The 25,004-nt window shown below is 51.8% G+C and carries 20 protein-coding genes; 4 read left to right on the top strand and 16 right to left on the bottom strand.

Going from position 1 to position 25,004, the window contains the following annotated elements:
* Positions 1-24 precede the first annotated feature (24 nt).
* From G549_RS0102710 to cueR, 3 genes are read left to right on the top strand one after another with little or no spacing between them, the layout of a single operon-like run.
* Complete coding sequence (locus G549_RS0102710; protein WP_027833733.1) at positions 25-2,385, top strand: heavy metal translocating P-type ATPase; 2,361 nt, start codon at positions 25-27, stop codon at positions 2,383-2,385.
* 19 nt (positions 2,386-2,404) lie between these two features.
* On the top strand, positions 2,405-2,554 hold the full coding sequence (locus G549_RS21760; RefSeq protein WP_156905457.1) for a hypothetical protein: 150 nt from the start codon (positions 2,405-2,407) through the stop codon (positions 2,552-2,554).
* Entirely contained in the window at positions 2,551-2,955 is a 405-nt protein-coding gene (gene cueR / locus G549_RS0102700) for a Cu(I)-responsive transcriptional regulator (RefSeq protein WP_027833732.1), read from the top strand. Before G549_RS21760 ends, cueR begins: the two co-directional genes overlap by 4 nt.
* Here the strand turns inward: cueR and G549_RS0102695 are convergent.
* From G549_RS0102695 to G549_RS0102625, 15 genes are all read right to left on the bottom strand, one after another.
* On the bottom strand, positions 2,947-3,870 hold the full coding sequence (locus G549_RS0102695; RefSeq protein ID WP_051213251.1) for a carbohydrate kinase family protein: 924 nt from the start codon (positions 3,868-3,870) through the stop codon (positions 2,947-2,949). The two genes, cueR and G549_RS0102695, sit on opposite strands and share 9 nt — an antisense overlap.
* Before the next feature lie 7 nt (positions 3,871-3,877).
* Positions 3,878-4,522, bottom strand: coding sequence for an LbetaH domain-containing protein (locus tag G549_RS0102690; protein WP_027833730.1), 645 nt, complete (start codon positions 4,520-4,522; stop codon positions 3,878-3,880).
* Complete coding sequence (locus G549_RS18735) at positions 4,519-5,166, bottom strand: GNAT family N-acetyltransferase (protein WP_051213249.1); 648 nt, start codon at positions 5,164-5,166, stop codon at positions 4,519-4,521. Before G549_RS18735 ends, G549_RS0102690 begins: the two co-directional genes overlap by 4 nt.
* Entirely contained in the window at positions 5,156-6,304 is a 1,149-nt protein-coding gene (locus G549_RS0102680) for a DegT/DnrJ/EryC1/StrS family aminotransferase (RefSeq protein ID WP_036220862.1), read from the bottom strand. Before G549_RS0102680 ends, G549_RS18735 begins: the two co-directional genes overlap by 11 nt.
* Before the next feature lie 60 nt (positions 6,305-6,364).
* Positions 6,365-7,591, bottom strand: coding sequence for a class I SAM-dependent methyltransferase (locus tag G549_RS0102675; RefSeq protein WP_027833728.1), 1,227 nt, complete (start codon positions 7,589-7,591; stop codon positions 6,365-6,367).
* The gene (rfbC, locus tag G549_RS0102670; protein ID WP_027833727.1) at positions 7,588-8,145 is read right to left on the bottom strand and encodes a dTDP-4-dehydrorhamnose 3,5-epimerase; all 558 of its coding nucleotides are present in this window, start codon (positions 8,143-8,145) and stop codon (positions 7,588-7,590) included. Before rfbC ends, G549_RS0102675 begins: the two co-directional genes overlap by 4 nt.
* Positions 8,142-9,203, bottom strand: coding sequence for a CDP-glucose 4,6-dehydratase (rfbG, locus tag G549_RS0102665; protein ID WP_027833726.1), 1,062 nt, complete (start codon positions 9,201-9,203; stop codon positions 8,142-8,144). The genes rfbC and rfbG overlap by 4 nt, the downstream gene beginning before the upstream one ends.
* Before the next feature lie 6 nt (positions 9,204-9,209).
* Positions 9,210-9,983, bottom strand: a complete 774-nt coding sequence (gene rfbF / locus G549_RS0102660; RefSeq protein WP_027833725.1) for a glucose-1-phosphate cytidylyltransferase — start codon at positions 9,981-9,983, stop codon at positions 9,210-9,212.
* Positions 9,980-12,562 carry a tetratricopeptide repeat protein gene (locus G549_RS0102655; RefSeq protein ID WP_169449597.1) on the bottom strand — a complete coding sequence of 861 codons (2,583 nt, stop codon included), beginning with the start codon at positions 12,560-12,562 and terminating at the stop codon, positions 9,980-9,982. The genes rfbF and G549_RS0102655 overlap by 4 nt, the downstream gene beginning before the upstream one ends.
* Before the next feature lie 54 nt (positions 12,563-12,616).
* Complete coding sequence (locus G549_RS21130; protein WP_051213246.1) at positions 12,617-15,052, bottom strand: tetratricopeptide repeat protein; 2,436 nt, start codon at positions 15,050-15,052, stop codon at positions 12,617-12,619.
* Between the two features lie 141 nt (positions 15,053-15,193).
* Positions 15,194-16,774 (bottom strand): peptide ABC transporter substrate-binding protein, encoded by a 1,581-nt coding sequence (locus G549_RS0102645; RefSeq protein WP_027833723.1) that lies wholly within the window; start codon positions 16,772-16,774, stop codon positions 15,194-15,196.
* 74 nt (positions 16,775-16,848) lie between these two features.
* Complete coding sequence (locus G549_RS0102640) at positions 16,849-17,847, bottom strand: ABC transporter ATP-binding protein (RefSeq protein ID WP_281273889.1); 999 nt, start codon at positions 17,845-17,847, stop codon at positions 16,849-16,851.
* The gene (locus G549_RS0102635) at positions 17,840-18,880 is read right to left on the bottom strand and encodes an ABC transporter ATP-binding protein (protein WP_027833721.1); all 1,041 of its coding nucleotides are present in this window, start codon (positions 18,878-18,880) and stop codon (positions 17,840-17,842) included. The genes G549_RS0102640 and G549_RS0102635 overlap by 8 nt, the downstream gene beginning before the upstream one ends.
* Entirely contained in the window at positions 18,877-20,064 is a 1,188-nt protein-coding gene (locus G549_RS0102630) for an ABC transporter permease (RefSeq protein WP_036220859.1), read from the bottom strand. The genes G549_RS0102635 and G549_RS0102630 overlap by 4 nt, the downstream gene beginning before the upstream one ends.
* Positions 20,061-20,990 (bottom strand): ABC transporter permease, encoded by a 930-nt coding sequence (locus G549_RS0102625; RefSeq protein ID WP_027833719.1) that lies wholly within the window; start codon positions 20,988-20,990, stop codon positions 20,061-20,063. The genes G549_RS0102630 and G549_RS0102625 overlap by 4 nt, the downstream gene beginning before the upstream one ends.
* Positions 20,991-21,322: 332 nt before the next feature.
* Between G549_RS0102625 and G549_RS0102620 the strand changes: the two genes are divergently transcribed.
* Positions 21,323-22,237, top strand: coding sequence for a carbohydrate kinase family protein (locus tag G549_RS0102620; protein ID WP_027833718.1), 915 nt, complete (start codon positions 21,323-21,325; stop codon positions 22,235-22,237).
* A gap of 68 nt (positions 22,238-22,305) precedes the next feature.
* Here the strand turns inward: G549_RS0102620 and G549_RS0102615 are convergent, their stop codons facing one another.
* The gene (locus G549_RS0102615; RefSeq protein WP_027833717.1) at positions 22,306-24,618 is read right to left on the bottom strand and encodes a S8 family peptidase; all 2,313 of its coding nucleotides are present in this window, start codon (positions 24,616-24,618) and stop codon (positions 22,306-22,308) included.
* Positions 24,619-25,004: the final 386 nt, after the last annotated feature.

Here is a 25,004-nt window from a genome sequence, read left to right as displayed (position 1 = left end):
AATTGCTGTCCGAAAGGAGCACCCATGGCCGACCACACTGAAAACGCGCATTCAAAAAGCGCCCACGATCACACTCATCACGGTAATTCGGACAATGGTGCGACGGCTATTGACCCCGTTTGCGGCATGAAAGTGGACGTGAATGCAGGAAAACCTAGTCTCACCATCAAGGGTGAAGAGTATCATTTCTGCTCGCAAAAGTGCCATGACAAGTTCGAGGCCGACCCCTATTTCTATATATCTGGTGGCAGTAAGAAAAAAGCGGAAACGGCCCCGAAAAATGTGAAATATACTTGCCCCATGCACCCCGAAATTGTGCGGGATGAGCCGGGCAGTTGCCCGATTTGTGGCATGGCGTTGGAGCCTATGGATGGCGTGCCTTCGGAAGAAAACCATGAATTGGTTGATTTCACGCGGCGCCTTTGGGTAAGCGTTGCGGCGGCAGTTCCCCTGTTAATCCTCACCATGGGGCCAATGATTGGCCTGCCCATTCGACAATGGATCGGCGAAAATATCGCCATTTGGCTGGAGCTGATTTTGGCGACGCCTGTGGTGCTGTGGGCCGCCCAACCCTTCTTCGCACGTGGGTGGAACTCCATCCGAACCACCAACTACAATATGTGGACACTGATTATGCTGGGCGTCGGGGCCGCATATGGCTTCAGCGTTTTGGCAACGCTCTTTCCCGGTCTATTGCCCGCGGAAGTGCTGGTTATGGGGCATCCGCCAGTTTATTATGAGGCCGCAGTGGTGATCATTGCGCTGGTCTTTGTGGGGCAAGTGCTTGAATTGCGGGCACGAGAACGCACGGGAGACGCCATTCGCGCATTGCTTGACCTGTCGCCCAAAACCGCGCGCCGCATCAATGATGATGGCAGCGAATATGATGCGCCTTTGGAAAATATCCTGATTGGTGACAGGCTGCGCGTGCGTCCCGGCGAAGCCGTACCCGTTGATGGGGAAGTCATCGAAGGCTCAACCGCAATTGATGAGTCAATGATTTCCGGCGAACCGGTGCCAGTTGAAAAAAATGTCGGCGACAAAATCACCGGGGGAACCATCAATAAAAATGGCACGCTGGTGATGAAAGCGACCCATGTGGGCGAAGAGACCATGCTCTCCAAAATTGTTGCGATGGTCGCTTCTGCCCAGCGTTCGCAAGCGCCGATCCAAGGCCTTGCCGACAAAGTGGCCAGCTATTTTGTGCCTGCGGTTGTGGCTATTGCGATTATCGCCTTTGGCGTCTGGTTCTTCTTTGGGCCATCGCCTTCAATCCTTTATGCGCTGATCGCCGCTGTGTCCGTCTTGATCATCGCTTGCCCGTGCGCGCTGGGCTTGGCAACGCCCATGTCTGTGATGACTGCAACGGGGCGTGGCGCCCAAGCTGGCGTGTTGGTGCGCGAAGCATCCGCATTGGAACGCATGGCTGAAGTCGATGTTGTGGTGGTCGATAAAACAGGCACCCTGACCGAAGGCAAACCAAGCCTGACGGATATTGTCGCCTTGGCGGGCGATGAAGACGAACTGCTGCAGCTTGTCGGGTCATTGGAGCAAGGCTCAGAGCATCCTTTGGCCGAAGCCATCGTCAATGCCGCGAAAGAAAAAAATGTCGCGCTTAGCGATACATCGGATTTTGAAGCAGTGACGGGCAAGGGCGTTCTCGGCACGGTTTCTGGCGCCAAACTGGGATTTGGCAACTGGGCGCTGATGCAACAATTGGGTGCAACGTCTGATGACGCGCAGGACAAGGCTGCAGCGCTGCAAGAGCAGGGCAAAACGGCCATGTATTTGGCCAAAGACGGCGATTTGGTGGCGATCATTGCCGTTGCCGACAAAATCAAACCCACCACAAAGTCGGCCATTGCCGCGCTGCATGAACAAGGGCTTGAGGTGATTATGGCCACCGGTGACAATGAGCGCACCGCAAAGGCTGTCGCTCGCGATCTCAATATTGATGATGTCCGCGCAGGGGTGCTCCCTGAAGACAAAAAAGCCCTCGTGGAAGAGTTGCGCGCCAAAGGCAAAAAAGTTGCCATGGCGGGTGACGGCGTTAATGATGCGCCGGCTTTGGCAGCTGCCGATGTGGGCTTGGCCATGGGCACCGGGGCGGATGTGGCCGTTGAAAGTGCGGGTATAACGCTGCTGAAAGGCGATTTAACCGGGATTGTGCGCGCCCGCAAACTGGCAAAAACCACCCTACGCAACATCAAGCAAAATCTGTTTTTTGCATTCGCCTACAACAGCGTGGGTGTGCCAGTTGCCGCCGGTATCCTGTTTCCACTAACGGGCGCGCTTTTGTCGCCCATGCTGGCCGCCGCTGCCATGAGTTTGTCATCCGTATCTGTCATCGGGAACGCCCTGCGCCTGCGCGGCCTGAAGCTTTAGAACTTCTGAAAGGAAAAACATGTCAATTATTTGCGAAGAACAAAAGTCAGATCAGGCGACCACGCCTTTAAATGAGCTGTTGTGCAAAGCACACGCCATCGGCTTTTCTGAAGAGGAAATGGCTGAATTGCGCAAACTATATGGCCGGGGCGAGGAGATAAAGAAATGAACATCGGCAATGCGGCGGAAGCCACAAGTCTTCCCACCAAAACCATCCGCTATTATGAAGATATTGGCCTGATCAAACCTGACCGGGCAGAGAATGGCTATCGCGACTATTCGGACGATGATGTACATCGACTGCGATTTCTGCAGCGCTCGCGCAGCCTCGGCTTCACCATTGAAGAGTGCCGCACGCTGCTATCACTCTACGATGATGAGGGCCGCGCCAGCGCAGACGTTAAACGGATCGCGCGTGAAAAAATCCAAAAGGTCGATGAGAAAATCGCCGAACTTCAAAGCCTGCGGTCCACCCTAAAAGTGCTGGTGAAAAACTGCCACGGGGATCAGCGGCCCGACTGCCCGATTTTGGACGATCTGGCCGGACGAAACACCGCCAAATCAGCCTAACTCTTCTCGCCATGGGGGATTGGCGCCATGGCGTGATACGGTGATCGCCGCCGCGTGTGCGCCCAGCTGTACGGCGCGGGCCAACTGCTCTTCACTAATGGTAAGCAAGGAGCCGAACAGATCGTCTTCCTGCAGCGCGCTTAAAAAACCAGCCGTGAACGTGTCCCCAGCCCCAACAGTATCAACCACATCTGCGGGCGCAGCCGGAACATTGATGCGCACATGTCGTCCAATCGCCTCAACGCCGTTACCCCCCTTGGTGATCAATATAAGCTTGGTGCCGAAATCGAAGATTTCTTGGATCTTTTCGTCAACAGACTTTAGGCCGGCAATCCACGCCAGATCTTCATCGGAGACCTTCAAAATGCTCACATGCGGAAAGAGGGCATCCAATTCGCGACGATAGGCAGATTCATTGGCAATGAAACTCGGTCGTATATTGGGGTCGAGCATCACGGGAACATGTTGCGCCATCTCGGTTAAAATACGCTGATAATACGGCCCGGATTTTGACCCAAGCAAGCTAATGCCGCCGAAAAATGCCATGTGCACCTTGTTCGGTATGGGCAATGTCTCATCGTCAGTGAAATCCTGTGCGGCGGTCCCTTCATCATAAAACTGATAGCTGGCGTGGCCATCTTTGAGATGGACCATCGCAAGCGGTGTGGGCAGTTTGCTACGTTTGAGATGATCAAGATTGACGTGGCTATCTAACAGCGCGCCGCGCAACTGTTCGCCCAAACCATCTGTGGCGACTTTGGAATGAAAAGAAACTTGCGCGCCCAAGCGCCCAAGCGCCACAGCCGTGTTAAAAACCGAACCGCCGACGGCTGGCGCAAATCCCAACCGCCCATCGGCCGCCTCCATCGGCAACATATCAATCAACGCTTCGCCACAACATAAAATCACAGGCATGTTCCTTTTAAACGCGGAAATATTCTTCCAACGGCAATTGGTCTTGGGGTGTTGGTTTTAGCAACGGTGAGGAGCCTGTGCCATTAAAGACAAACTGATTGCTTGGCACAATTTGGTTAATCACGCTGGTGCCTTGGCCCAAAACGCAATGATCGCCGATTTCTGTATCACCAATGATCGCGCTATTGGGATAAACAATTACGCCGTCACCAATTTTAGGAGCCTTGCCGTGGTTCTTTCCAACCGTTGAGTTTTGATAGAGCACGAGATAATTGCCATATGTCGCTTTGGCTAACACGATCCCGGCGGAATGTCCGATGAAAAATACTGGCGGCAGATCGATTTCATAAAAAAGATCAATCGCGTTCATCGCCTTATTCAGCAGAAAAATGCGTGTGGGTAGTTCTCGCTCACCGGTCTGGGTGAAGATCTCGTTGCTGAGCAGATAGAGAAAGGTGCAATATTGCGTCGAATGCAAATGGTCGAATTTGCCCGGCGTCCACATTTTTACATGCTTGATTAAATAATGGAGACGATCCAGCGTGTTTGGTAGGTGGCGCGAGATTTCTGCCTCAACAGCGTCAATGTCAGTGTCCGGCAGCAAGTTGGCAAGTTGTTGCGCGACATATCTGGCGAGTGCGGCAGGGGTCACGCCTTGCTCCCAACCTGCGATGCATTGTGCGTTCCAAGCTGCATATAAACAAGCGAGGCTAGGGCAGACTCATGATCAGTGCGCTCAAACCACGTTTTCATTGCCCCTTCAATGCGATAGTCTAACGGTACACGCTTTACCTCTTGAAAGCCGACTGCTTCATAGAACTTCACAGCTGGATTATCCGAACGTACCCGAACCCATTGGTCAACGAGACCCAAGGAGTCGCGCGCCCAAGAGAGGGTGCTTTGCAACGCCTTTTTCATGAGGCCCCGAGGTGCATCTTCGCCCCGCACAATGGCATCGGCCTCAATATAATTTGCCGACCAATTGCCGAATCCAAGTCCGGTATGGCCAACGGTCTTGCCTTCAAATTCGACCATCAATAGAATTTTGCCATTGTCCGGCCCCACACGATTGATCAACCATTGTGTTGTCTGCTCGGCGGTGGCATCAAACTCAGTCAAAAAGCGAATAACGTGCTCATTCCGCCAACGGGTGAGGCGGTCGACATCCTGCGGGTCAATTTTGTCGCTGTCGGTTACGACCGGGCGCAAGATCGCGTTGGGTTGCCCGTCAATCGGCAGGCAAAGGCCGAAGCCACTCTTCATGATTTGGAATACTTCACTGCGATCAACCATCATGGCTAGTCACTTTATTTGAGAAGAACTGTGAGATCGCGTCACTTACCTGGTCCACCAGCGCAAGGTCCATCATCGAATGAAGTGGCAGCGAGAGGATTTCATTGCCCACGGCATCGGTGACGCTCAAATCGCCTTTGCGGCAATCCTTCCATAGGCTAAACCAATGACCTGGCTGCCAGTGTATGCCGGTGTCAATGCCCTTTTCCTTCAAGTAGGTGCGCAGATCGTCACGATCCTCGGCCGGCACGCGGATGTAATAAAGGAAGGGGTTGACCTCATTAAATTCAGAATTGGGTGTGCGGACCTCTGAGATTGGCGCCAAATGTTCTGAATAGCGGCGCGATGCGGCGACGCGCGTGCTACGGATTTGCTCCAACTTTTCGATTTGCCGTACCCCGATGGCGGCGTGAAGATTGAGCATGTGATAGCGAAAGCCCACGCGTTCCACATCAAATGTCCAAGCGCGCTTGTTCTGATACATCACTTCCGAAGGCTGCTGCATCCCCAAAAGCCGCAGCTCGCGCACATATTTCTGCTCTTCTTCAGTGCGTACAACAACAGCGCCGCCATCAAGGCAGGTGATTGTTTTCACCGGATCAAAGCTGAACACGCAAATGTCAGAATAAGAGCCTACAGGCTTGCCTTTAAAAGAAGAGCCAAAGGAGTGACAGGCATCATGGATGACGCGCAAATCATGCTTTTTTGCAAAGGCATCAACCCGGTCATAGTCCGAAATGATGCAGTCATAATCCATGATGATGATGGCTTTGGTTTTGTTTGACACCAGCGTCTCCGCTTTGTCCATATCCATTTCCAACGTGTCATCATCACAATCGCAAAATACGATATCTGCGCCAACCCAGCTGATGGCCTGATAGTCCGCAGAGCAATTGAACGCGGAAACGATGACCTCATCACCCGGTTCAACACCAGCCACCAGAAGCGCAACATGCAGTGCGGCTGTGCCGGTACTCACCGCAGAGACGTGACGGTCAGGCGCTTGAATGACCTCAGCAATCTTGGCCTCAAATTCGGCGACATAGCTGCCCATGCCGAGCCAGCCCATCTCCAAAGATTCGACGGCAGCGCTAATTTCATCCTGAGTAATCAATGGCTTAAAGACGGGTATATCTGACATGATATGCCTCAAAAATGGTGGAACGGATGTTCGATTCGCACCAAGTTTAACGCAAAATCACTATTCTTCTATGGTTAGTGTGGGGATGGCCCAAACAAACCTTGGTTTGGAAGAAAAACGCGGCGAAATACTCGCCATTATTTCGGGCCCGATATTCCAAGGTAGGATCAATACGTCGTCGGGTTCAGCATGCACCAGCTGATCTGGCGTCACAATAGGGATATGGCTTCCGGGCATATATTTGCCTTGTTTCGACGGGGCGGCATCGGCGATCATCGGCAATAAATCTGGCGTGACACCTGCAAAGTTCAGCAGCGTGTTGCCCTTTGCGGCCGCGCCATAGCCGAGCACCTTTTTCCCATCCGCGCGGGCGCTTGCTAAAAAGTCGACAAGTTCCGCTTTGATCCGTTCTGCTTCTTGTTGAAGCGCCTCATATGTTGTGATGTCGGCTATGCCGAAATCAAATTCTTCGCGCAGGACCGCATCCACATTTGCACTCGGTGCGCGCGGATCATCATGATGCGCCAGATAAACCCGCAAGCTGCCGCCATGGGTGGGCAATTGCATCACATCAATGATTTTCAGCTGTGCTGCCTGCGCAATCCGTTGTAACGCAATCATCGACAAATAAGAAAAGTGCTCATGATAGATCGTATCGAATTGGCAATGGCGCAGAAGATTCAAAAGGTGCGGAAACTCAAAGCTGATCGTGCCGGTTGATTTCAGCAAACTGGCCGCGCCAGACACAAAGTCATTAATGTCAGGCACATGCGCGAGAACATTGTTGCCAATAATCAGATCAGCCTGGCCATATTGCGCCATGATCTTTTCGCTTGCCCTGCGGCTAAAAAAATCACGCCATTGGGGGATACCCAATCCTTCTGCCGCATCTGCCGTGGCATTGGTTGGCTCAACCCCCAGACAGGGTATCTCGGCAGCGACAAAGTTCTTCAGTAAATAGCCGTCATTTGACGCGAGCTCGATCACCAAGCTTTCCTTGGAGAGCTGAAAGCGTTCGATCGCAGAATCTGCAAAGCGACGGGCATGCGCCAGCCAGCTTTGTGAGGTCGAGGAAAAGTAGGCATAGTCTGCAGTGAATAATTCGTCAGCCCGGGCGAAGTCTTCGGTCTGCACCAAAAAGCAGTTATCGCAAACCTTTACCTTAAGCGGGTAGGTAGGCTCAGTTTTGGTCAATTCCGCTTCGATGAGGTAGGCATTCGAAGGCGGCATTTCGCCCAGGTCGATTAGGTCGTGATTGAGCTCAGCGTTGCAATGACGACATCTCATAACGCCACACCTTCGCCAAAGCTGAGAAATGACGGCAATGCCTGATCGCGATCAGATAGGTTTTGAGGCGGCAGCGGCCAGTTGATGGCCAAGGTTTGATCATCAAAGCGCACGCCAGTTTCTGATTCTGGGTGGTAGGCGCTTGAGTGGTGATAAAGCAATGTCGCCTGGGCACTGAGTACCTGAAAACCGTGGGCGCAACCGTTAGGAATAAGCAGGCCATAACGATTGCTGTCACTTAATTCAACTGCCACATGTTGACCAAATGTTGCCGATGCGCGTCGCATATCTACTGCGACATCAAGCACTTCGCCCGTCAACACTTGCACAAATTTCATTTCCGTATGCGGTCGCAACTGCAGATGCAAGCCACGAAGGGTACCTTCTCCGTTATTATGCGACAGGTTTGTCTGAGCAACTGGTGTATCCCATCCCAGTTCTCGAAATTGTTCTGCGCAGAATAACCGCGAAAAATGGCCACGCTTGTCGCCGACTTGCTGACGTTGGAGAATGAAGACACCATCGATTGCTGTTGGCGTTATATCAAATTTCATGTGGTGGCCTCAAATGCCTCAATATCGCGGTCACAAAGCTCCTGGGCGTTGGCTCCACCATCTTGGTTTTTGTACCACGCCATTGTCCGTTTCAATGCTTCTTTGCTCGACCACGCTGGCGCAATGCCCAATTCATTCTTGATACGACTTGCATCCAGTTGCAGCAGTCCGGCCTCGTGCGGTCCCTTGTCCCCGGTGCCGAATTCAAATTCGCCGCGACCAAAACAGGTTTGAGCTTGTTGGATCAACTCTCCAACGCTCATTTTATCGTCGGTGGCGGGGCCGATATTGTAGTTTGCGTAGTGGGTCTCATGTGCCGATTGGCAAAGAATGAGATAGCTGAACAAAGGCTCCAAAACATGTTGCCATGGGCGCAACGCATTTGGTCGACGCACGTTTAAGGTTTGCTTGTTTGACCAAGCGCGGATGGCATCGGGAATGATCCGATCGGCTGACCAATCGCCTCCGCCAATTGCATTGCCTGCCCGTGCGCTCAAAAGCTTTGGTGAGGCATCCTTGAAAAGGCTATGTCGATAGGAGGAAATGACAATTTCCGTGGCCGCCTTGCTGGCGCTGTATGGATCATGCCCTCCGAGCGGGTCGTCTTCGCAAAACGGTACGCCTTGTTCCAAATTGCGGTAAACTTTGTCCGTTGTCGCTACGAGGCAAACCTTAAGCGCGTGGGCTGAGCGGATTGCTTCCAGCAAGTGCACTGTCCCCATCACATTGCTTTCGAATGTGGTCAACGGATCATCGTAAGAGGCGCGCACCAAGGCTTGCGCCGCAAGGTGCAGAACGATCTCTGGTTGCGCTGCATGCAATGTCTTTTGAACGACCTCGTAGTTGCGTAGGTCACCAAATGTGCTGTCCATACGCGAGTCCAGATCGAGCAAATCAAAAAGATTTGGCGATGTGTTAGGCGCCAAAGCGAAACCTGTAACGTGTGCGCCGAGCCGCAAAAGCCAATGGCAAAGCCACGCGCCCTTAAAGCCTGTGTGGCCCGTGACCAAAACCTTTTTTCCTGCCCAAAATGTTGGGTCGAGCTGTGGCCGGTCCATTTCAGCCTATTCCCACACTTTCCATGGCGCTTCGCCTGACTGCCAAGCTCGTTCGAGACGATTTTTATCGCGCAACGTGTCCATTGGCTGCCAAAATCCATCGTGTGAAAAGGCATGTAGCTGGTTGTCCGCTGCTAAGGTTGTAAGCGGCCCTTCCTCCCAACTAACGTCGTCTCCCTGGATCAGATCGAGACATTTTGGGGATAGCACAAAGAACCCTCCATTAATCGCACCGCCATCCCCGCGCGGTTTCTCGTTAAAACCGGTAACGGCATCACCCTTTGTTTCAAGCGCACCATACCGCCCCGGCGGGGCCACTGCGGTGATAGTGGCCAAGCGCCCATGGGCCCGATGAAATTTGACAAGCTCTGAAACATTCACATCTGCAACGCCATCCCCATAGGTCATGCAAAAAGCGTCGTCATTTTTGACATATTCAGCAATGCGTTTTAGGCGTCCGCCGGTTAGCGTATCAACGCCTGTATCAACCAGCGTCACTTTCCACGGCTCGGCGTGGCGCTCATGCACATGCATCTGATTTTTGCCGATATCGAAAGTGACATCCGATTTATGCAGGAAGTAATTGGCGAAATATTCCTTGATCACATAGCCCTTGTAACCGCAGCACACGACAAACTCGTTGATATTGTGATGTGAATAAAGCTTCAAAATGTGCCATAGGAGCGGCATTCCCCCAATTTCAATCATGGGCTTGGGGCGAAGATGGGTTTCTTCCGAAATGCGGGTGCCGAGGCCCCCGGCCAGGATCACAGCCTTCATACTTCCGTCTCACAATAGCGTTTCCACATTTGTCGGTAGGCGTCTTCCATACGGGTTACAAAGGCTTTTTCATCCATGGCAGGACCATTCTCCATTTTGGATCGCATAGTGGCACGGATGTCGGCCAACTTGTCGAGATTACTGGCCAAATCAACCGCAATATCAACATATTCGTCTTCGGTGTGCGCCACCCACTCGCCAAAACCTGCATGCCGCAAAATAGCGCCACCTAATGTGCCCACGCTGGCTCTATTGTAGAGCGTAACATAAGGGTTGCCCATATAAAGATGCTCAAAAAGCGTGGTGCCCGAATTGTGGGGGAAGCAATCAAGCGCAATATCAATTTCGCGCAACACATCCCAAGGCGGGCTGTTAAAGCCCATGATCAGACGATCACGGTAGACACCGTGTGCGGCAAACTGCTCAGCCACCCGGTCACACATCACCTCATCTTGATAGTTGCGGCTATCCAACCGCAGTTTCGACCTTTCAATCCGTTTGAGGATTTCGGCCCAGACCTTGATGGTTTTTTCATTGAGGCGCACTGAGCGCGACAGGGTGCAAAAGGTCACATAGCCATTCTGTTTGGCGGGCAGTGGGCTGACCTCTCCCATGTCGGGGCCCGGGCGATAGACCACCGAAGGCCCGTCCAGCCGCCAAACCTCCCGTTCACCGAACAAATGATCGTCGCGCGCTGGTGTGACATGCTCATCGCCCAGATAATAGTCAATGGCATCCATGCCGGTGGTGTAGCCAAAATCGAGCCAGTGCAGGGAAACCGGCGCTGGCTTGCGGGCAAAGGTCAACAGCCGGTTGCCCTTGGCGTGACCCGAAATATCGACCAGAATATCAATCTGGTCCTCACAAATTCGTGTCGCTAAACTTTCGTCGCTCATGCCGTTGGTTTTGCTGAAATGGTCACAGTGGTCCATATACTGCTTGGTATATGCATCGGTTTTTGACATATCCGCATAGGCGAAAATTTCGAACCGGTCCCTGTCGGCAAACTCAAAAAGGGGCGGAAAATGATATGCAGCGGGGTGCCTTTGGAAGGCTGAGCTGACATAGCCAATGCGCAATTTTCTATCGATTGTGCGATCGTTCGTGTGCGGTTTTTGCTCGTCTTTAAGCGGTGCGGCGTAACGTTCATTATATTGTTGATACCAAGCAAAAATTTCTTCGCCCGTTTTGGCTGGGTCATAGTTCATGGTGAACAACATGTTGGAAAAAGCAGTGCTGAACGTGGGATCAGCCTCCAGCGCTTGCTCAAAATGGTAATGTGCCAGATCAAAATCGCAAAAATCTTTATAAAGACTGGCCAGATTGCTGTGTGCCTTGGCATGTTCAGGATTAATTTCCAGCGCCATTTGAAAGGCCGGTTTCGCAGCGGCCAGGTCGCCGTGCTGCAAAAAAGCCATTCCCAACCCATTATGTGCCCGCGCCATTTTAGGGGCGAGTTCTACGGCTCTTTTCCCCGATTTTATCGCCATGTCCGTCAAATCAAGTTTGCGCAGCACTACACATAAATTAGCGTGTGCGTCCGCGTTGTTTGGGTCTAAAGAAATTCCGGTTTCCAGCGCCGCTTTTGCTTCAATTAACTGACCATATTGGTGGTGTGTGTTGCCCAAACTGTTGTGCATATTTGCGTCATCAGGGCAAAGTTCAACGGCACGCCGATTATGCTTTAAGGCCTCCAGCGGACAATTTAATTCACGCAGGAGGATGCCGAGATTGTTCTGCGCACCTGCATTGTTCGGGTCGAGCTCAATTGCTTTCAAAAATTGATCTTTGGCGGCATCCAGCTTTCTCAAAGCATAATAACCATTGCCCAAATTGTTGCGGTACTCCGCAGAGTCTGGTGCCAATTCGGCGGCCCGTTCTAGCTTGGCCAATGCCTCTTCATTCCGTTCTTCAAACAGCAATTGTATGCCCAAGGCGCTGCAGTTTGCTGCATGGTTGGGGTTGAGCTTCATCGCTTTTTCAAAACAGGAAATTGACGCTGCTCTGGTGCCACTTTCTGCGTAAGTGAGGCCCAGTTGAAAGTGAAATTCGGCATTTTGTGGTGCAAGCGATATGGCCTGTTGTCCATATTCAATCGCCGCCTCAATCTTCCCCTGCAACCGCAAGATGATGCCGAGATGATGCAGCGCCGGCGCGAATTTGGGAGTGTGTTTCAAAATTGTCCGAAGTTGACTGATGGCCTTCTCAAGCTGGCCAAGGCTTTGCAGGGCGACCCCGTGCAGCAGTTGCACCTCAATTGTGTGGGGCGGTGGTGTTGCAACAATAGCGTCCAACGCTTCGTCTGCTTCACCACGCTGCAGCAGCAATTTTGCGAGGTTCGTACGATATTGCGGGTGCTTAGGATTGGATTCAACGGCTTTGGCCAAGAATTCCTTGGCCATGTCAAGATTTCCCACCTGCTTGGCCAACAGCCCCATCAAATGATTGGCATCACCATGGCCGGGCTCAATTTTTAATATTGTTGCATAGTGGGCTTCCGCCTTCTGCAACTCTCCCTTTTTATGGTGATTGGCCCCATTTGCCAACAACTCTGCGATTGTCGGTTGTTTAGAAGCCAAGTTTTTTTGGGGCGGAGCCATCACAGCACCTGTTGTTGACAAAAATTGAATAAACTACGCTGTTTCACAATATCGTGTCCACATTTGACGGTAAGCATTTTCCATACGTTTGACGAAGGCTTTTTCATCCATCGCCGGGCTGTCCTGCATCTTTTCGCGGATTGTGGCGCGGATATCTGCCAATTTGTCGAGATCGCTGGCCAGATCAACCGCTATATCGACATACTCCTTTTCGCTTTGCGCCACCCATTCGCCAAATCCACAATGGCGCAATATCGCCCCACCCAGCGTGCCCACGCTGGCGCGATTGTATAGCGTCACATAGGGGTTGCCCATATAAAGATGCTCGAACAAGGTGGTGCCCGAATTGTGCGGGAAGCAATCGAGGGCGATATCAATTTCCCGTAATACATCCCAAGGCGGGCTGTTAAAGCCCATGATCAGACGGTCACGTTCGATACCAAATTTGGCAAACTTTTCAGCGACCTGATCACACATCATTGGATCCATATAATTGCGACTATCTAAACGCAATTTTGATCCTTTAACCCGCTTTAATATCTCTGCCCAAACCTTGATGGTTTTCTCATTCATTCGCACTGAACGCGACAAGGTGCAAAAAGTGACGAAGCCGTTTTTCTTGGCAGGCAATGGGCTAACGTCGCCCATGTCGGGTCCGGGCCGATAAACCACTGAGGGGCCATCTAGCCGCCACACTTCCCGCTCGCCGAACAAATGATCGTCGCGCGCCGGTGTGACATGCTCATCGCCCAAATAATAATCGATGGCATCCATCCCTGTGGTGTAGCCAAAGTCGAGCCAGTGTAAAGATACTGGAGCGGGCCGACGCGCAAAGGTAAGCAGGCGCCCACCTCTTGTGTGTCCGGAGATGTCGACTAAAATGTCAATTTGATCTGAACGGATACGCTCCACGAGTGCAGCATTGTCCAGATCATTGATCTTGATCCAGTGATCACAATTAGCCTTATATTGCTCCGTATAGCCATCTGTTTGCGCGATATCAGCATATGCAAAGACTTCGAAGTCTTTTCGATTTCTGCCCTCGAACAATGGCAGAAGGTGAAAAACCGCCGAATGCTTGTGAAAAGCCCCACTTACATATCCAACGCGCAAACGCCGACCGTGGCTGCGGTCGTTTTCATGTGGCTTTTGTTCTGAACAGAAAGGCGCGGCATATCGCTTATTGAATTCTTTATACCACTCAAAAATCTCCTCACCCGTTTTATGAGGGTCATAGTTCATGGTGAACAGCATGTTTGAATAGGCAACTGTGAAATCTGGCTGGTGTTCCAGTGCTTGTTCATAATGCTGGTGTGCAAGCTCCAATTCGCCCAAATCCTTATAAAGGCTGGCCAGATTACTGTGTGCATTGGCGTGGCTAGGTCGTAATTCGAGCGCACGCAAAAATTCGACCTTGGCTTCCACCAGTGAGCCAATTTTCAAATAGGCGTTGCCCAAATTATTATGCATACCAGCTGAGTTTGGAGCTAATTCCACTGCCTTTGCGTAGCTTGAAATTGCGCTTTCAAATTGGCGCATCGCAAAATATACATTGCCATGGTCATTATACGCGTGGGCGTGATCAGGTTTGATCGTGTATGCCCCTTCAAAACAGGCCAGAGCATCGTCATATTCCCCCGCTTCATTGAGGGCCAGACCAAGATTATAATAATAATCGGAATTTTGCGGGTCGAGCTCTGCCGCTTTTTGGCCATGTGCGATGGCTGAAGAAAGATCTCCGGTTTCACGCGCCAATATGCCCAGATTGCAATGCGCAGGTGCAAAATCTGGGCTAGACTTGAGAACAGCTTCATATTGTGCAATCGCGTCTTCAATCCGCCCGATTTTTTGCAACGAAACGGCTCGATTATATTGCGAAATCGGTAGATCTGGGGCAACAGCGAGTGAGCGCTCATTATACTCTAAACCCTTCTCGGCATCTCCCATATCTGTATATAAATTGCCAAGGTTATTGAGTATTTCGGGGTTTTGCGGTTGAAGCTTAACAGCCGTCTCAAACGCCTTTTTAGCGTCTTCAAAATGCTCTAGTGCTTTTTCGACTATGCCCAAGCCGTTAAATGCGGCGGCGAGTTTAGGGTCTGCCTGTGTCGCTAATAGATGATGCGTTCTCGCGCTTTCCAAATCTCCCAAATCCTTGAGCACGCCACCGATATTGTTGAGATATTGCGGGTGATTGGGATTGGCGAGCAGCGCTTTTTCCAAGAACTGCTTTGCGATATCAAACTTTCCAACTTGCTTAGCGAGTAGGCCCATCAGGTGGTTGGCATCGCCATGGTGCGGATTGATTTTTAGGATGGCTTGATACTTGGCTTCAGCTTGAGACAGTTCGCCCTTTTGGTGGTGGGCAACACCTTGCGCCAGCAGATCATTTATCGGCCCTAGACCGGTGCCAGTATTTTGCTGCTTTTGTGCAAGCTTTTCTTGGCGGCGGCGTTCAGATCGGTTCATGCGTAGGGCCCCAGTTGCTCAAGAGAATCAGTCTGTGTGAAATGCTAGCATCAATAAAAAGAACCGCATAATTGAACTGGAATAGAAAAAGGCGGAGCGCTGAGCGCCCCGCCTTCTAAAACACGCATCAATGAAGATGGCTTATTCTGCGATGGTTACATCAGCGAAATAAGGTACACCCAAAGTTGAACGCCAGAAGCCTTCAACATGTGTGCCCATCATCATGTAGAGATTGCGGTGATACATCGGCAAAATCACATGATCATTCATCATGATCGCTTCCGCATTGGCCATGTGCTGCAAAGACTCTGACTGGTCAACTGCGGCTTTGGCAGCAGCGATTTCGGCGTCATAATCTTGGTTTGCCCAATTGGCCAGATTGTTCGGGCTTGTGGACACAAAGTTGTCGAGGAAAGTCATTGGGTGCGGATAGTCAGCGCCCCAACCCATTTGCGCAATCTGGTATTCAACCTTTTGCACTTCTGGGTAGTAGACTTTCCATTCGCTCACATCGATTTCAACATCGATATTGAGGTTCTCTTTCCACATTTGCTGAATGGCTTCGAGCAATTTCTGGATTGGAGGAGAAGCATAGGTCATGAAGACGGTTTCAGGGAAACCTTCGCCATTCGGATAGCCAGCTTCAGCCAGCAATTTCTGAGCTTCTTCAGCTTTCGCTGTTTCGCCCAAACCATAATCTTCAGCCACATCGCGGAAATCTTCACCCGCAACATTCATGCCGTAAGGCACCAAGCCAGTTGCTGGCACGTCTGCTGATTGCAGCACGAACTCAACAATTTCCTGACGGTCGATGGCCATGGACAGCGCTTTACGCACTTTCACGTCATCAATCGGGCTTGCCGCTGGGTTGAAGAACGCATAGGTGGTGCCCAATGATGGGATCACCAAGAACGCATCGCTTTCAACTGACAAGCGTGGCACCTCAGATGCAGGTACGGATTCAATGCCGTCTACATCGCCAGCTTCCATGGCGGCCAGGGCAGTTGATTGTTGTGGGACCAAACGGAAGGTCAGCTTGTCGAGTTTAACATTGTCCGCACCGTAATAGTTTGGGTTTTTCTCGAAAACAAAGCCTTCACCCAAATTCATTTCGGTCACACGGAAAGGGCCGGTGCCGATATAGGTGTCTGGGCTACGTGTCCAACCTTCTGGGTCCGCTTCCACAACATCCTGACGCACAGGGAAATATGTTGAGTAGGCCACAAGCTGCAACATGTAAGGCACGCGTTGCTTCAGGGTGAACTGAACGGTGTGCTCGTCAACAGCCTTCATGTTCGGCGTGGCGTCGCCGCCATCATAAAACTCTTGAGCGCCCTCAATGTGATAAAGAAGGGCAGAGTTTTTCGCGCCGCTGGCAGGGGTCAGAACCCGTGTCCAGGCATAGATGAAATCGTCGGCGGTGACAGGTTCGCCATCAGACCATTTTGCATCTTCGCGCAATTTAAATGTGTAAGTCAGGCCATCTTCTGAGATTTCCCAGCTTTCAGCCAGGGCCGGCACAATTGAACCGTCTGGTGCAAACTTCACCAAGCCTTCAAATGTGTTGCCAATGATCGGGGCCGCAAAGGTTTCGTTTGTGGTGCCGGGATCGAATGTGTCAGACTCATTGTTGACCACATAGACAAGTGAAGATTCAGCGTAAGCTGCACCGCCAAGTGCCAATGAAGTTGCTGCAATGAGAGGGATCAGTTTTTTTAACATCTCACTCCTCCGTGGGGACTATCCCCATTGTTTTGTTCAGGCCCTTTTGGTTGGGCCTTTGGTTTAGGTGCCGACTATTCGGCGTAGTGGCAGGCAACTTTGTGGTTGTCGGCCAATTCTTTCAGCTCAGGCTCTTGCTCGGCGCACAAATCCGTCGCCAGCGGGCAACGTGTGCGAAACCGACAGCCAGACGGCATGTCGATCGGGCTTGGAATTTCGCCCTGCATTTGATCCTGATTGTCCTTGCGCGCTTCCACCGGGTCCGCAATAGGAATGGAAGCCAAAAGCGCGCGGGTGTAGGGGTGTTTCGGGTCATCATAGAGCGCATTGTTCGGCGCGATCTCGACGAGCTTGCCCAAATACATCACGCCAATTCGGTCGGAAATATGCTTCACCATGGACAGGTCATGCGTGATGAACAAATAGGTGAGGCCCAGCTCTTTTTGCAAATCCTCCAGCATGTTGACCACTTGCGCTTGAATAGACACATCGAGCGCCGAAATCGCCTCATCGCAAATCACAAGCTGCGGGTTCAACGCAATCGCGCGGGCAATGCCGATCCGCTGGCGTTGACCACCAGAAAACTCATGCGGAAAGCGGTTGGCGTGGTCTTTATTGAGGCCCACAACTTCCAACAATTCATGCACCCGGGCCGTGCGGCTTTTATCATTGCCAATGCCCGCAATTTCCAACGGCTCGGCAATCAAGTCGCGCACATTCATGCGGCCATTCAGCGAGGCGTAGGGATCTTGGAAGATCATTTGAATATCGCGGCGGTGCGGAGCCAAATCTTTCTCTTTGAGCTTGGCCAAATCCGCACCGTTAAACTCAATCACCCCATCAGTCGGGCTATAAAGCCGGATCAGCGTGCGGGCGAGTGTGCTCTTGCCGCAGCCACTCTCGCCAACAAGGCCGAGCGTTTCGCCGCGACGAATGTCGAGATCAACACCATCAACCGCTTTCAAGAATTTCGGGTTTTGACCAAAAAATCCCGCCGAGACCTGAAAATGCTTCTTCAGGTCGCGCACGCGCATCAAAACCTCATCGTCACGCATATGTGGTTGCTTATCCATTGGAAACCTCCGGCGCGTCGAATATGGATTGCAGGGCTTTGGGCGCCTCTTCATGGTGCAACCAGCAGCGGGCCTCGTGCACAGTCGGCTTCGCGTTCGGGCGCTCAAACAATGGCGGCATCGCTTCCAAACATTGTTGGATCGCGTGCGGACAACGTGGCGCGAACGGGCACCCTTCAGGCGGCCGTAACATGTCGGGCGGCGAGCCGGGGATCGGCGTCAGCCTTTGCTTGGTGTGGCTGCGCACATCTGGAATCGAATGGAGCAGACCCGTCGTGTAAGGATGTTGCGGGGATTCAAACACGTCATAGACGTCGCCCGTCTCCATCACCATGCCGCCATACATCACCAAAATACGGTCAGCCACTTCGGCGATCACGCCCAAATCATGGGTGATCAAAATGATGGCCATGCCGAGCTCTTCCTGAAGGTCTTTCAGCAACAGCAAAATCTGGCGTTGAATGGTCACATCAAGCGCGGTGGTTGGCTCATCCGCGATCAGCAATTTCGGGTCACACGTCAGCGCCATGGCGATCATCACCCGCTGGCGCATACCGCCGGAAAATTGGTGCGGATAATTGTCCAAACGGCTCGCTGCGCTTGGTATTTTCACCAGGTCAAACAGCTCCAGCGCCCGCTTGCGGGCTTCACTGCGGGAAACAGGCTTGTGCGCCAAAATGGTTTCAATCAACTGCTCGCCCACAGTCAGCGTCGGGTTCAAGCTGGTCATCGGGTCTTGGAAGATCATCGCGATGTCATCACCACGAATGGTGCGCAATTGCTTGTCTGACAGGCCGGTAAGCAGCTTGCCCTCAAAATCGGCAGAGCCTTCCACCACTTCGCCATTTGCCTTCAATAAGCCAAGGATCGACAGGCATGTGATCGATTTGCCCGAGCCACTTTCGCCCACAATGCCCAAAATTTCGCCCGGGCGCACATCAAAGCTAACGCCGCGCACCGCCTGCACATCGCCACGCGAGGTGTGGAAATGGGTCGTGAGATTATCGACTTTCAATAAAGGTGCAGAACTCATTTGCGCAACCTCGGATCAAGTGCATCCCGCAATCCATCGCCCAAAAAGTTGAACGCAAACATGGTCAATGAAATTGCAGCTGCAGGGAAAAACAATTGGTGCGGATAGGCGCGCAGGGTTTCCACCGCTTCCGCGGTCAAAGTGCCCCAACTGGCCATCGGCACACTGACGCCCAGGCCGATAAAGCTCATAAAACTCTCAATGAAAATCGCGCTGGGGATCAACAGGGTCAGGGTCACCAGAATGGGGCCCATTGTGTTGGGCAGCAAATGGCGGGTCAAAATCCGCTTGGTGCTCGCGCCCATGGTTTTGGCCGCCGCCACATAATCCTGATTTTTGAGCGACAGCATTTGCCCGCGCACAATCCGCGCCATATCCACCCAGAACACCGAGCCAATGGCAATGATGATCGAAAGGAAGCCGGACTGGAACACCACCATCATCAGGATCACATAAAGGGTGAGGGGAATAGTGGCGATGATCTCCACAATACGCATCATCACATTGTCCACATTGCCGCCAAAATAGCCCGCAATGCCGCCATAAAAGACGCCGATAAAGAAGTTCACCATCGCGGCGACAAACGCCACGGTCAGCGAAATACGCGCGCCGTAAAGCTGACGCACCAGCACATCACGGCCCAAACTATCGGTGCCGAACCAGTTGGTCTGGTTCCAGCGATAGCCGATTGACTCAACCGCATTGCCATCGCCATCCACAAGCGTCGCAGGCAGTTGGCTATAGTCCACGCGCACTTCCGCATCACCAAACACATAAATGTGCTGCTTTTTCATCAAGTCTTTGCGCTTTGCCCGCACAAGCCCAAGAATTTCGCCATTTTCAGCCACTTCATAGAGCTTGAAGTTGCCGCTATTGAGAAACACATATTGCGCCGGCGCGTCGGCGGGTTCCGCCTTATACACTTCAAAGATCGGCGGAATATTGGAAAGCTTCAAATCCTGATCATAATAGGTGTGATGGGTAAGCATTGGGCCGAAAATGGCCGCCAAAATCAGCAAGATGATAAAGGCGAGGCTGGCCATGGCCGGCTTATTGCGCCACATGCGCTGGCGCACATCCTGCCAATAGGTCAGGCTCGGCGCGGCGATAAATTCGGCATCTTGAGCCCCACGATCCACCGGTGTCCATTTTTCCTTCGGGACAGTCACATGAATGTCGGTCATTGTGCTTTCTCCCCAAGTTTAATGCGCGGATCGAGCACCATGTATAAAAGGTCAACAATCAAAATCATCAGCATCAAAAACGCCGCATAGAAAATCGTAATGCCCATAATGGTGGTGTAGTCTCGGTTGGAAATGGACAGCACAAAGTGGCGTCCAATGCCCGGCAGGGCAAAGATTTGTTCAATCACGAAAGAGCCGGTGAGCAAGTTGGCCACAACCGGGCCCAGCACGGTGACGATGGGGATCAACGCATTGCGCATACCATGCTTGAACAAGATGGTTTGCGGATGCAGGCCCTTGGCGCGCGCGGTGACCATATAGTCCTGCCCCAACACTTCCAGCAGCGAAGAGCGCGACAGACGCGCAATAAAGGAAAGCCAAAAGCCCGAGAGAGCGAGAACTGGCAAAATATAGCCCTGCCAACTGTCCAGCCCAAAGGTGGGCACCAACTGCCATTGCAAGGCAAACAGATAGAGCGCGATGGTGGCCAGCACATAAGAGGGAATGGCGACGCCCATGGTGGCGATCGCCATAATGGTGGTGTCCTGCCATTTGTTCTGGTGCAGAGCCGCCACAATGCCCAAAGGAATGCCCAGGGCGACAACGCATAACATGGCCAAAAAGCCGGTCTGTGCCGTCACGGGCAAGCCTTCGCGGATCAAATCATTCACGCGCACGCCGGGATATTTGAAAGAGGGGCCGAGATCAAAAGTGATGATGCCCTGGAGATAGCTGAGATATTGCTGCCAAATCGGCTTATCTAGCCCATATTTGGCATTCAACGCCGCCTCAATCTCAGGTGCCAACATTTTTTCAGATGTGAAGGGCCCGCCGGGAATGGCGTGCATCAAAAAGAATGTCAGCGTAATGATCAAAAACAAGGTCAAGGCCATCATCAAGATGCGCTTGATCAGATAGTGTAACATTTAACGCCCCGCTGGATGGTTACATCGGCGTGTGATTGACTTTCGATCAATCGTCGCCGCCATCGAATAGATTATTCGAAGATACAAGATTGGTGAGGTGAGTAAAGAATTTTTTATCAGATAAAAATTTTTTCGATTTGAGGTCACGCGCTCTTGCCCGGAAACCCGATGCTTATCATGTAAAATTTTCTATTTTATCGGAGATTATCCCCGTTTTTTGGGACAATTTGCTCAAATCTGAATTAAATTGTCAGTATTGTAACACTTTCATATTTGATTAAACGCGAATTCTGATTAGTGTGCCAAAAAGTTGAACGAGGGAAATCGACCATATGGCTTCACCCCCATTGCTAATTCTTGGGAACGTGAATATCGAACTGGTGATGGGCGACTTGGATCATTGGCCGGACTTCGGGACGGAGATGACCATGTCTTCGTCAGACTTTCGTGCGGGCGGCGCGGCAGGCACAACGGCCTTGGCACTTTCCGGCTTGAGCGTCGATCACCGTTTAATTGCTACCGTAGGGTCAGATAATTTGGGCACATGGCTGCAGGGGGAATTTCAACCCGGCACCACCGCCTGGACAACTATTCCCACGGCCACCACCGTTTCGGTGAACATGTTGCATGATCGCGGCAATGTGGTTGTGTTTAACTCTACAGGCCATTTGCAGGATGTAACGCTCGACACCATGATCGATGCGATTCCCCCGGCAACTTCAAAATCTTCTTTTGCGTTGGTCACCGGCGCGCATTTGATGCCTTCAGTGACAGCAGGGCTTTCTCAACTTCTGACGATGTTGTCCACCATGGGGTGGACCACGGCGCTTAGCCATGACCGCCCTTTTGAGGGGTGGACCGAAGACACCAGAGCGGTGTTTCTGAGTTGGGTGCGTGCCACAGATTGTATCTTGATGCGAGAGCATGAATTACGCGCCGTTATGGAAGAAGACGATACCGAGGAAGCCGAAAAAGCGCTGGTCAAGACACTCGCGGACCACCAGGTGCTGGTCGTACAGCGGGGGCGCACCCGCGCCGATGGCTTCTATCAAGGGCAAATGGTGACCGCGTCCATCGACGACTTTGAAACCAACGATCCTGTTGGCTATGCCGACATTTTCAATGCAGCCTTTATCTCATCCTATATGGCGGGTGAGGGATTGCAAATGGCGTTGGAAAGCGGATTAACCGTCGCGTCCATTGCCGTGAGCACAGCGCCCCGCATCTATGGTGTATTTGTCGATTAATCGGGCATGAACGCAGCGCAAAAAGGGACCTGAATAGGTCCCCAAATGTTTTGTGTTTTGCGATGGTCTTAGTTCAGGTCGCGTTTAAAGCTTGCCCCAATCCCATAGGAACGCTCACCGGCTACGTGTCCGGCATCAAGCGCGTACATCACATCAAATTGCAATGTGCTAAAGGCATCCGGCTGCATAAAGTAACTGGCCGCAATGTCAATTTCACGACCTGACGGGGAGAGATTGCCGCTAACCTGTTCATAAATAATGTTGCCGTCTTTATCCCGTCCTACCGGCAAGTTCATCGTAACGTCGCCAGCATCTGCGTGAATGGGCTGCGCGAGGGAAAGGGTGACGCGATCGCCTTTTTGCACGAAATCGGCTTTGGCCACGCCAAGATGGAAACCTGAAAACTGTGCGGTGTTAAATGCGGTTACAAAGCCATCGCCCTCTGCTTGTCCGCTTGCACGGCCGAGTTCCGCAGCGCCAAACACGCTGATTCCGTTTGATAGATCGGTGTCGAAACTCAAATTGGCACTTTGGCTGCTTGCCAGCGTTGGCGTGTTAAACGCCTCATTGCCGACCAGGCCAAGAAACGCGCCCGTTTCGACCATTTGATTGAAGCCAACACGCAATGATGAATTGCCCAGATTAAACTGCGCATTTGCACCCGCGCCAGATAGGGAGCCGTTTATGTTTTCACTGTGCTGTGCGCTAAACCCGTAGAACCCATAATGGCCAAAAGCAGTATCGTGTTTTTGGTACACAGCAGTTGCAGTTTCAGCAAAGGAAAGGACGGATACATTTTGAGCCAAGCTATTGGTCAGGCCCAAATCCGTTTGCAAATGCGCAAGGCCATCCTGCGCACCAAAATAGAGTACATTCTCCACATTGCCGGTGTCGTCACCAAGCGAAAGGGATGTTCTTGACTGTCCCTTGTCTTTAAGGCTGTCCAATGATGCTGAGCGATATGTGTTTTGGTTTTCCTGCACAAAATAGTCGGCACGGATCTCAAAATTACCATTCAGCGCGTCAAAGACCGCCATTTCTTGCTCTTTGAGCATCCGAGAAAGCCCGTCGCCATAAGTGGCGCTGGTGGAAATAGTCGCAGCGCCGAGTGGCGTGCGCGTGCCAGTGGCGAGATTGTTGCCTCGTACCACGCTGACATCGCCAATAGGCTGCAAGGCCGCAGAGATATTCATCACGCCATGGCCGAAAATATCGGAATAACCATGCGTGACCCCGCCGCCAAAGTCGGTGGTGCCATCAATATTGCTAGCGAAAAAATTGTTGTCCGCGGAAGCCAGGAGGCGGTCGCGCCACTCTCCTGGAGTCAAAGACGGAAAGCCCTCGGCCAGCAAAGCAACAGCGCCAGCGACTTGAGGTGCCGTGTAGGACGTGCCAGCCCCTCCTTCATACGCGTCATTCGCATTGTCAGATGCGGCGTAGGTCTCACCGTCGCCTACAAGACAAAACTCGGCAGCTTGCCCGCAGGGCGTAGATAATAATTTGGCCGACAAAATCTTTTCGGTTGATGAATCAATCAAAAACTCTACTTCAGAGACTGAAATCCAGGCTTCGGCCAACTCCGGCGCAACAACTGGCAGACCTGCGCTCATATCTACATCGCCCAAATTTGTATTCGCATTGGCAAACACAATGACGCCTGTTTTCTGGAATTCATCCAGTGCATCGATGTAGTATTGCCAATCCGCAGTGCTGTCGGTGGTATAAGTTGCCAATGCCGCCGCTGCCGACTTTCCAGAGGACATCTGGCTCTGAATGTTGGTTATAGAGTAATCATATCCCCAAGAATTGTTTTGTACCACGGCGCCTTTGCTTGCCGCATCGTCGGTCGCATAGCCAAGACCTAGGATGCCGTTTCGTTCAAATGAGGCAAGATGAAGATCTGCTTCTGGCGCGACGCCCATAATCTCACCTGTGCCTTGATTGCCTGTCGCAATCGAAGCGACATGTGTGCCGTGATCGGAACCAAAATAAGGTGAGACGTTGCCATACTCATGGATGATCTTACCGCTGAATTCTTCGTGGGTTGTTTGAAAACCGTCATCGACAACAGCGACGAGCTGGCCAGATCCAGTTAAACCAGTTGAAAGCGCATTGTGAAGCTTGATCAAACGATAGGCATGCGGCTTGGTGCTCGCGCGGACGTAATTTCGGTCAACGGCAAGAAACTCGCTTGAGTTTGCGATTGTTGTCGCAAGGGCTGAATTCTCGGCGCCAGCGCTGCCTGTCGCCCAAGCTGCTGTAATGCTCGTTGATGTGCCACCACCAGAGCCGCTGCCGGGCCCACATGCCGCCAAAAACAGGACGCCGAAGCAAGCTGAACTCAAGAGTGTGTAGCGACTCAATTTCCGACGCAATTTCATGGATGGCGTGCCTTTAGTTGCAAACGACTCGATAGTACCAAACTACAGAATGATTAAAAACTATCAACCTAGCACGTCATTAGTGAAATTCAGGCAGCTTCCCAAAAAGATACCAATTCATAACGATTCTGGTTTTTTGCGACAATTCAATGATCATCAAATGTAGTTTCTTCTTAAACTTTCGATCCGTGGTAAGCCTTTATGCGCGGATAAAGTGCGATATATGAATATAATTCAATATCTTACATTCATATAGCGGCTGCGGAATGTGAATTTGTAATGCATGTGATTTTTTGGTTGCAAAATGGTATTAAATTGGATTTAATAGCGCTTAGGGCGATGTAAGTGCAACTGCCTAGGTCGGATGTGCGTGTGTCGAATAATGA

This window comes from Maritalea myrionectae DSM 19524, assembly GCF_000423365.1.
In the GTDB taxonomy this organism is placed as follows: Bacteria; Pseudomonadota; Alphaproteobacteria; order Rhizobiales; family Devosiaceae; genus Maritalea; species Maritalea myrionectae.
The sequence above is the reverse complement of the archived record's forward strand: the minus strand, read 5'-3'. Positions and strand labels throughout refer to the sequence as shown.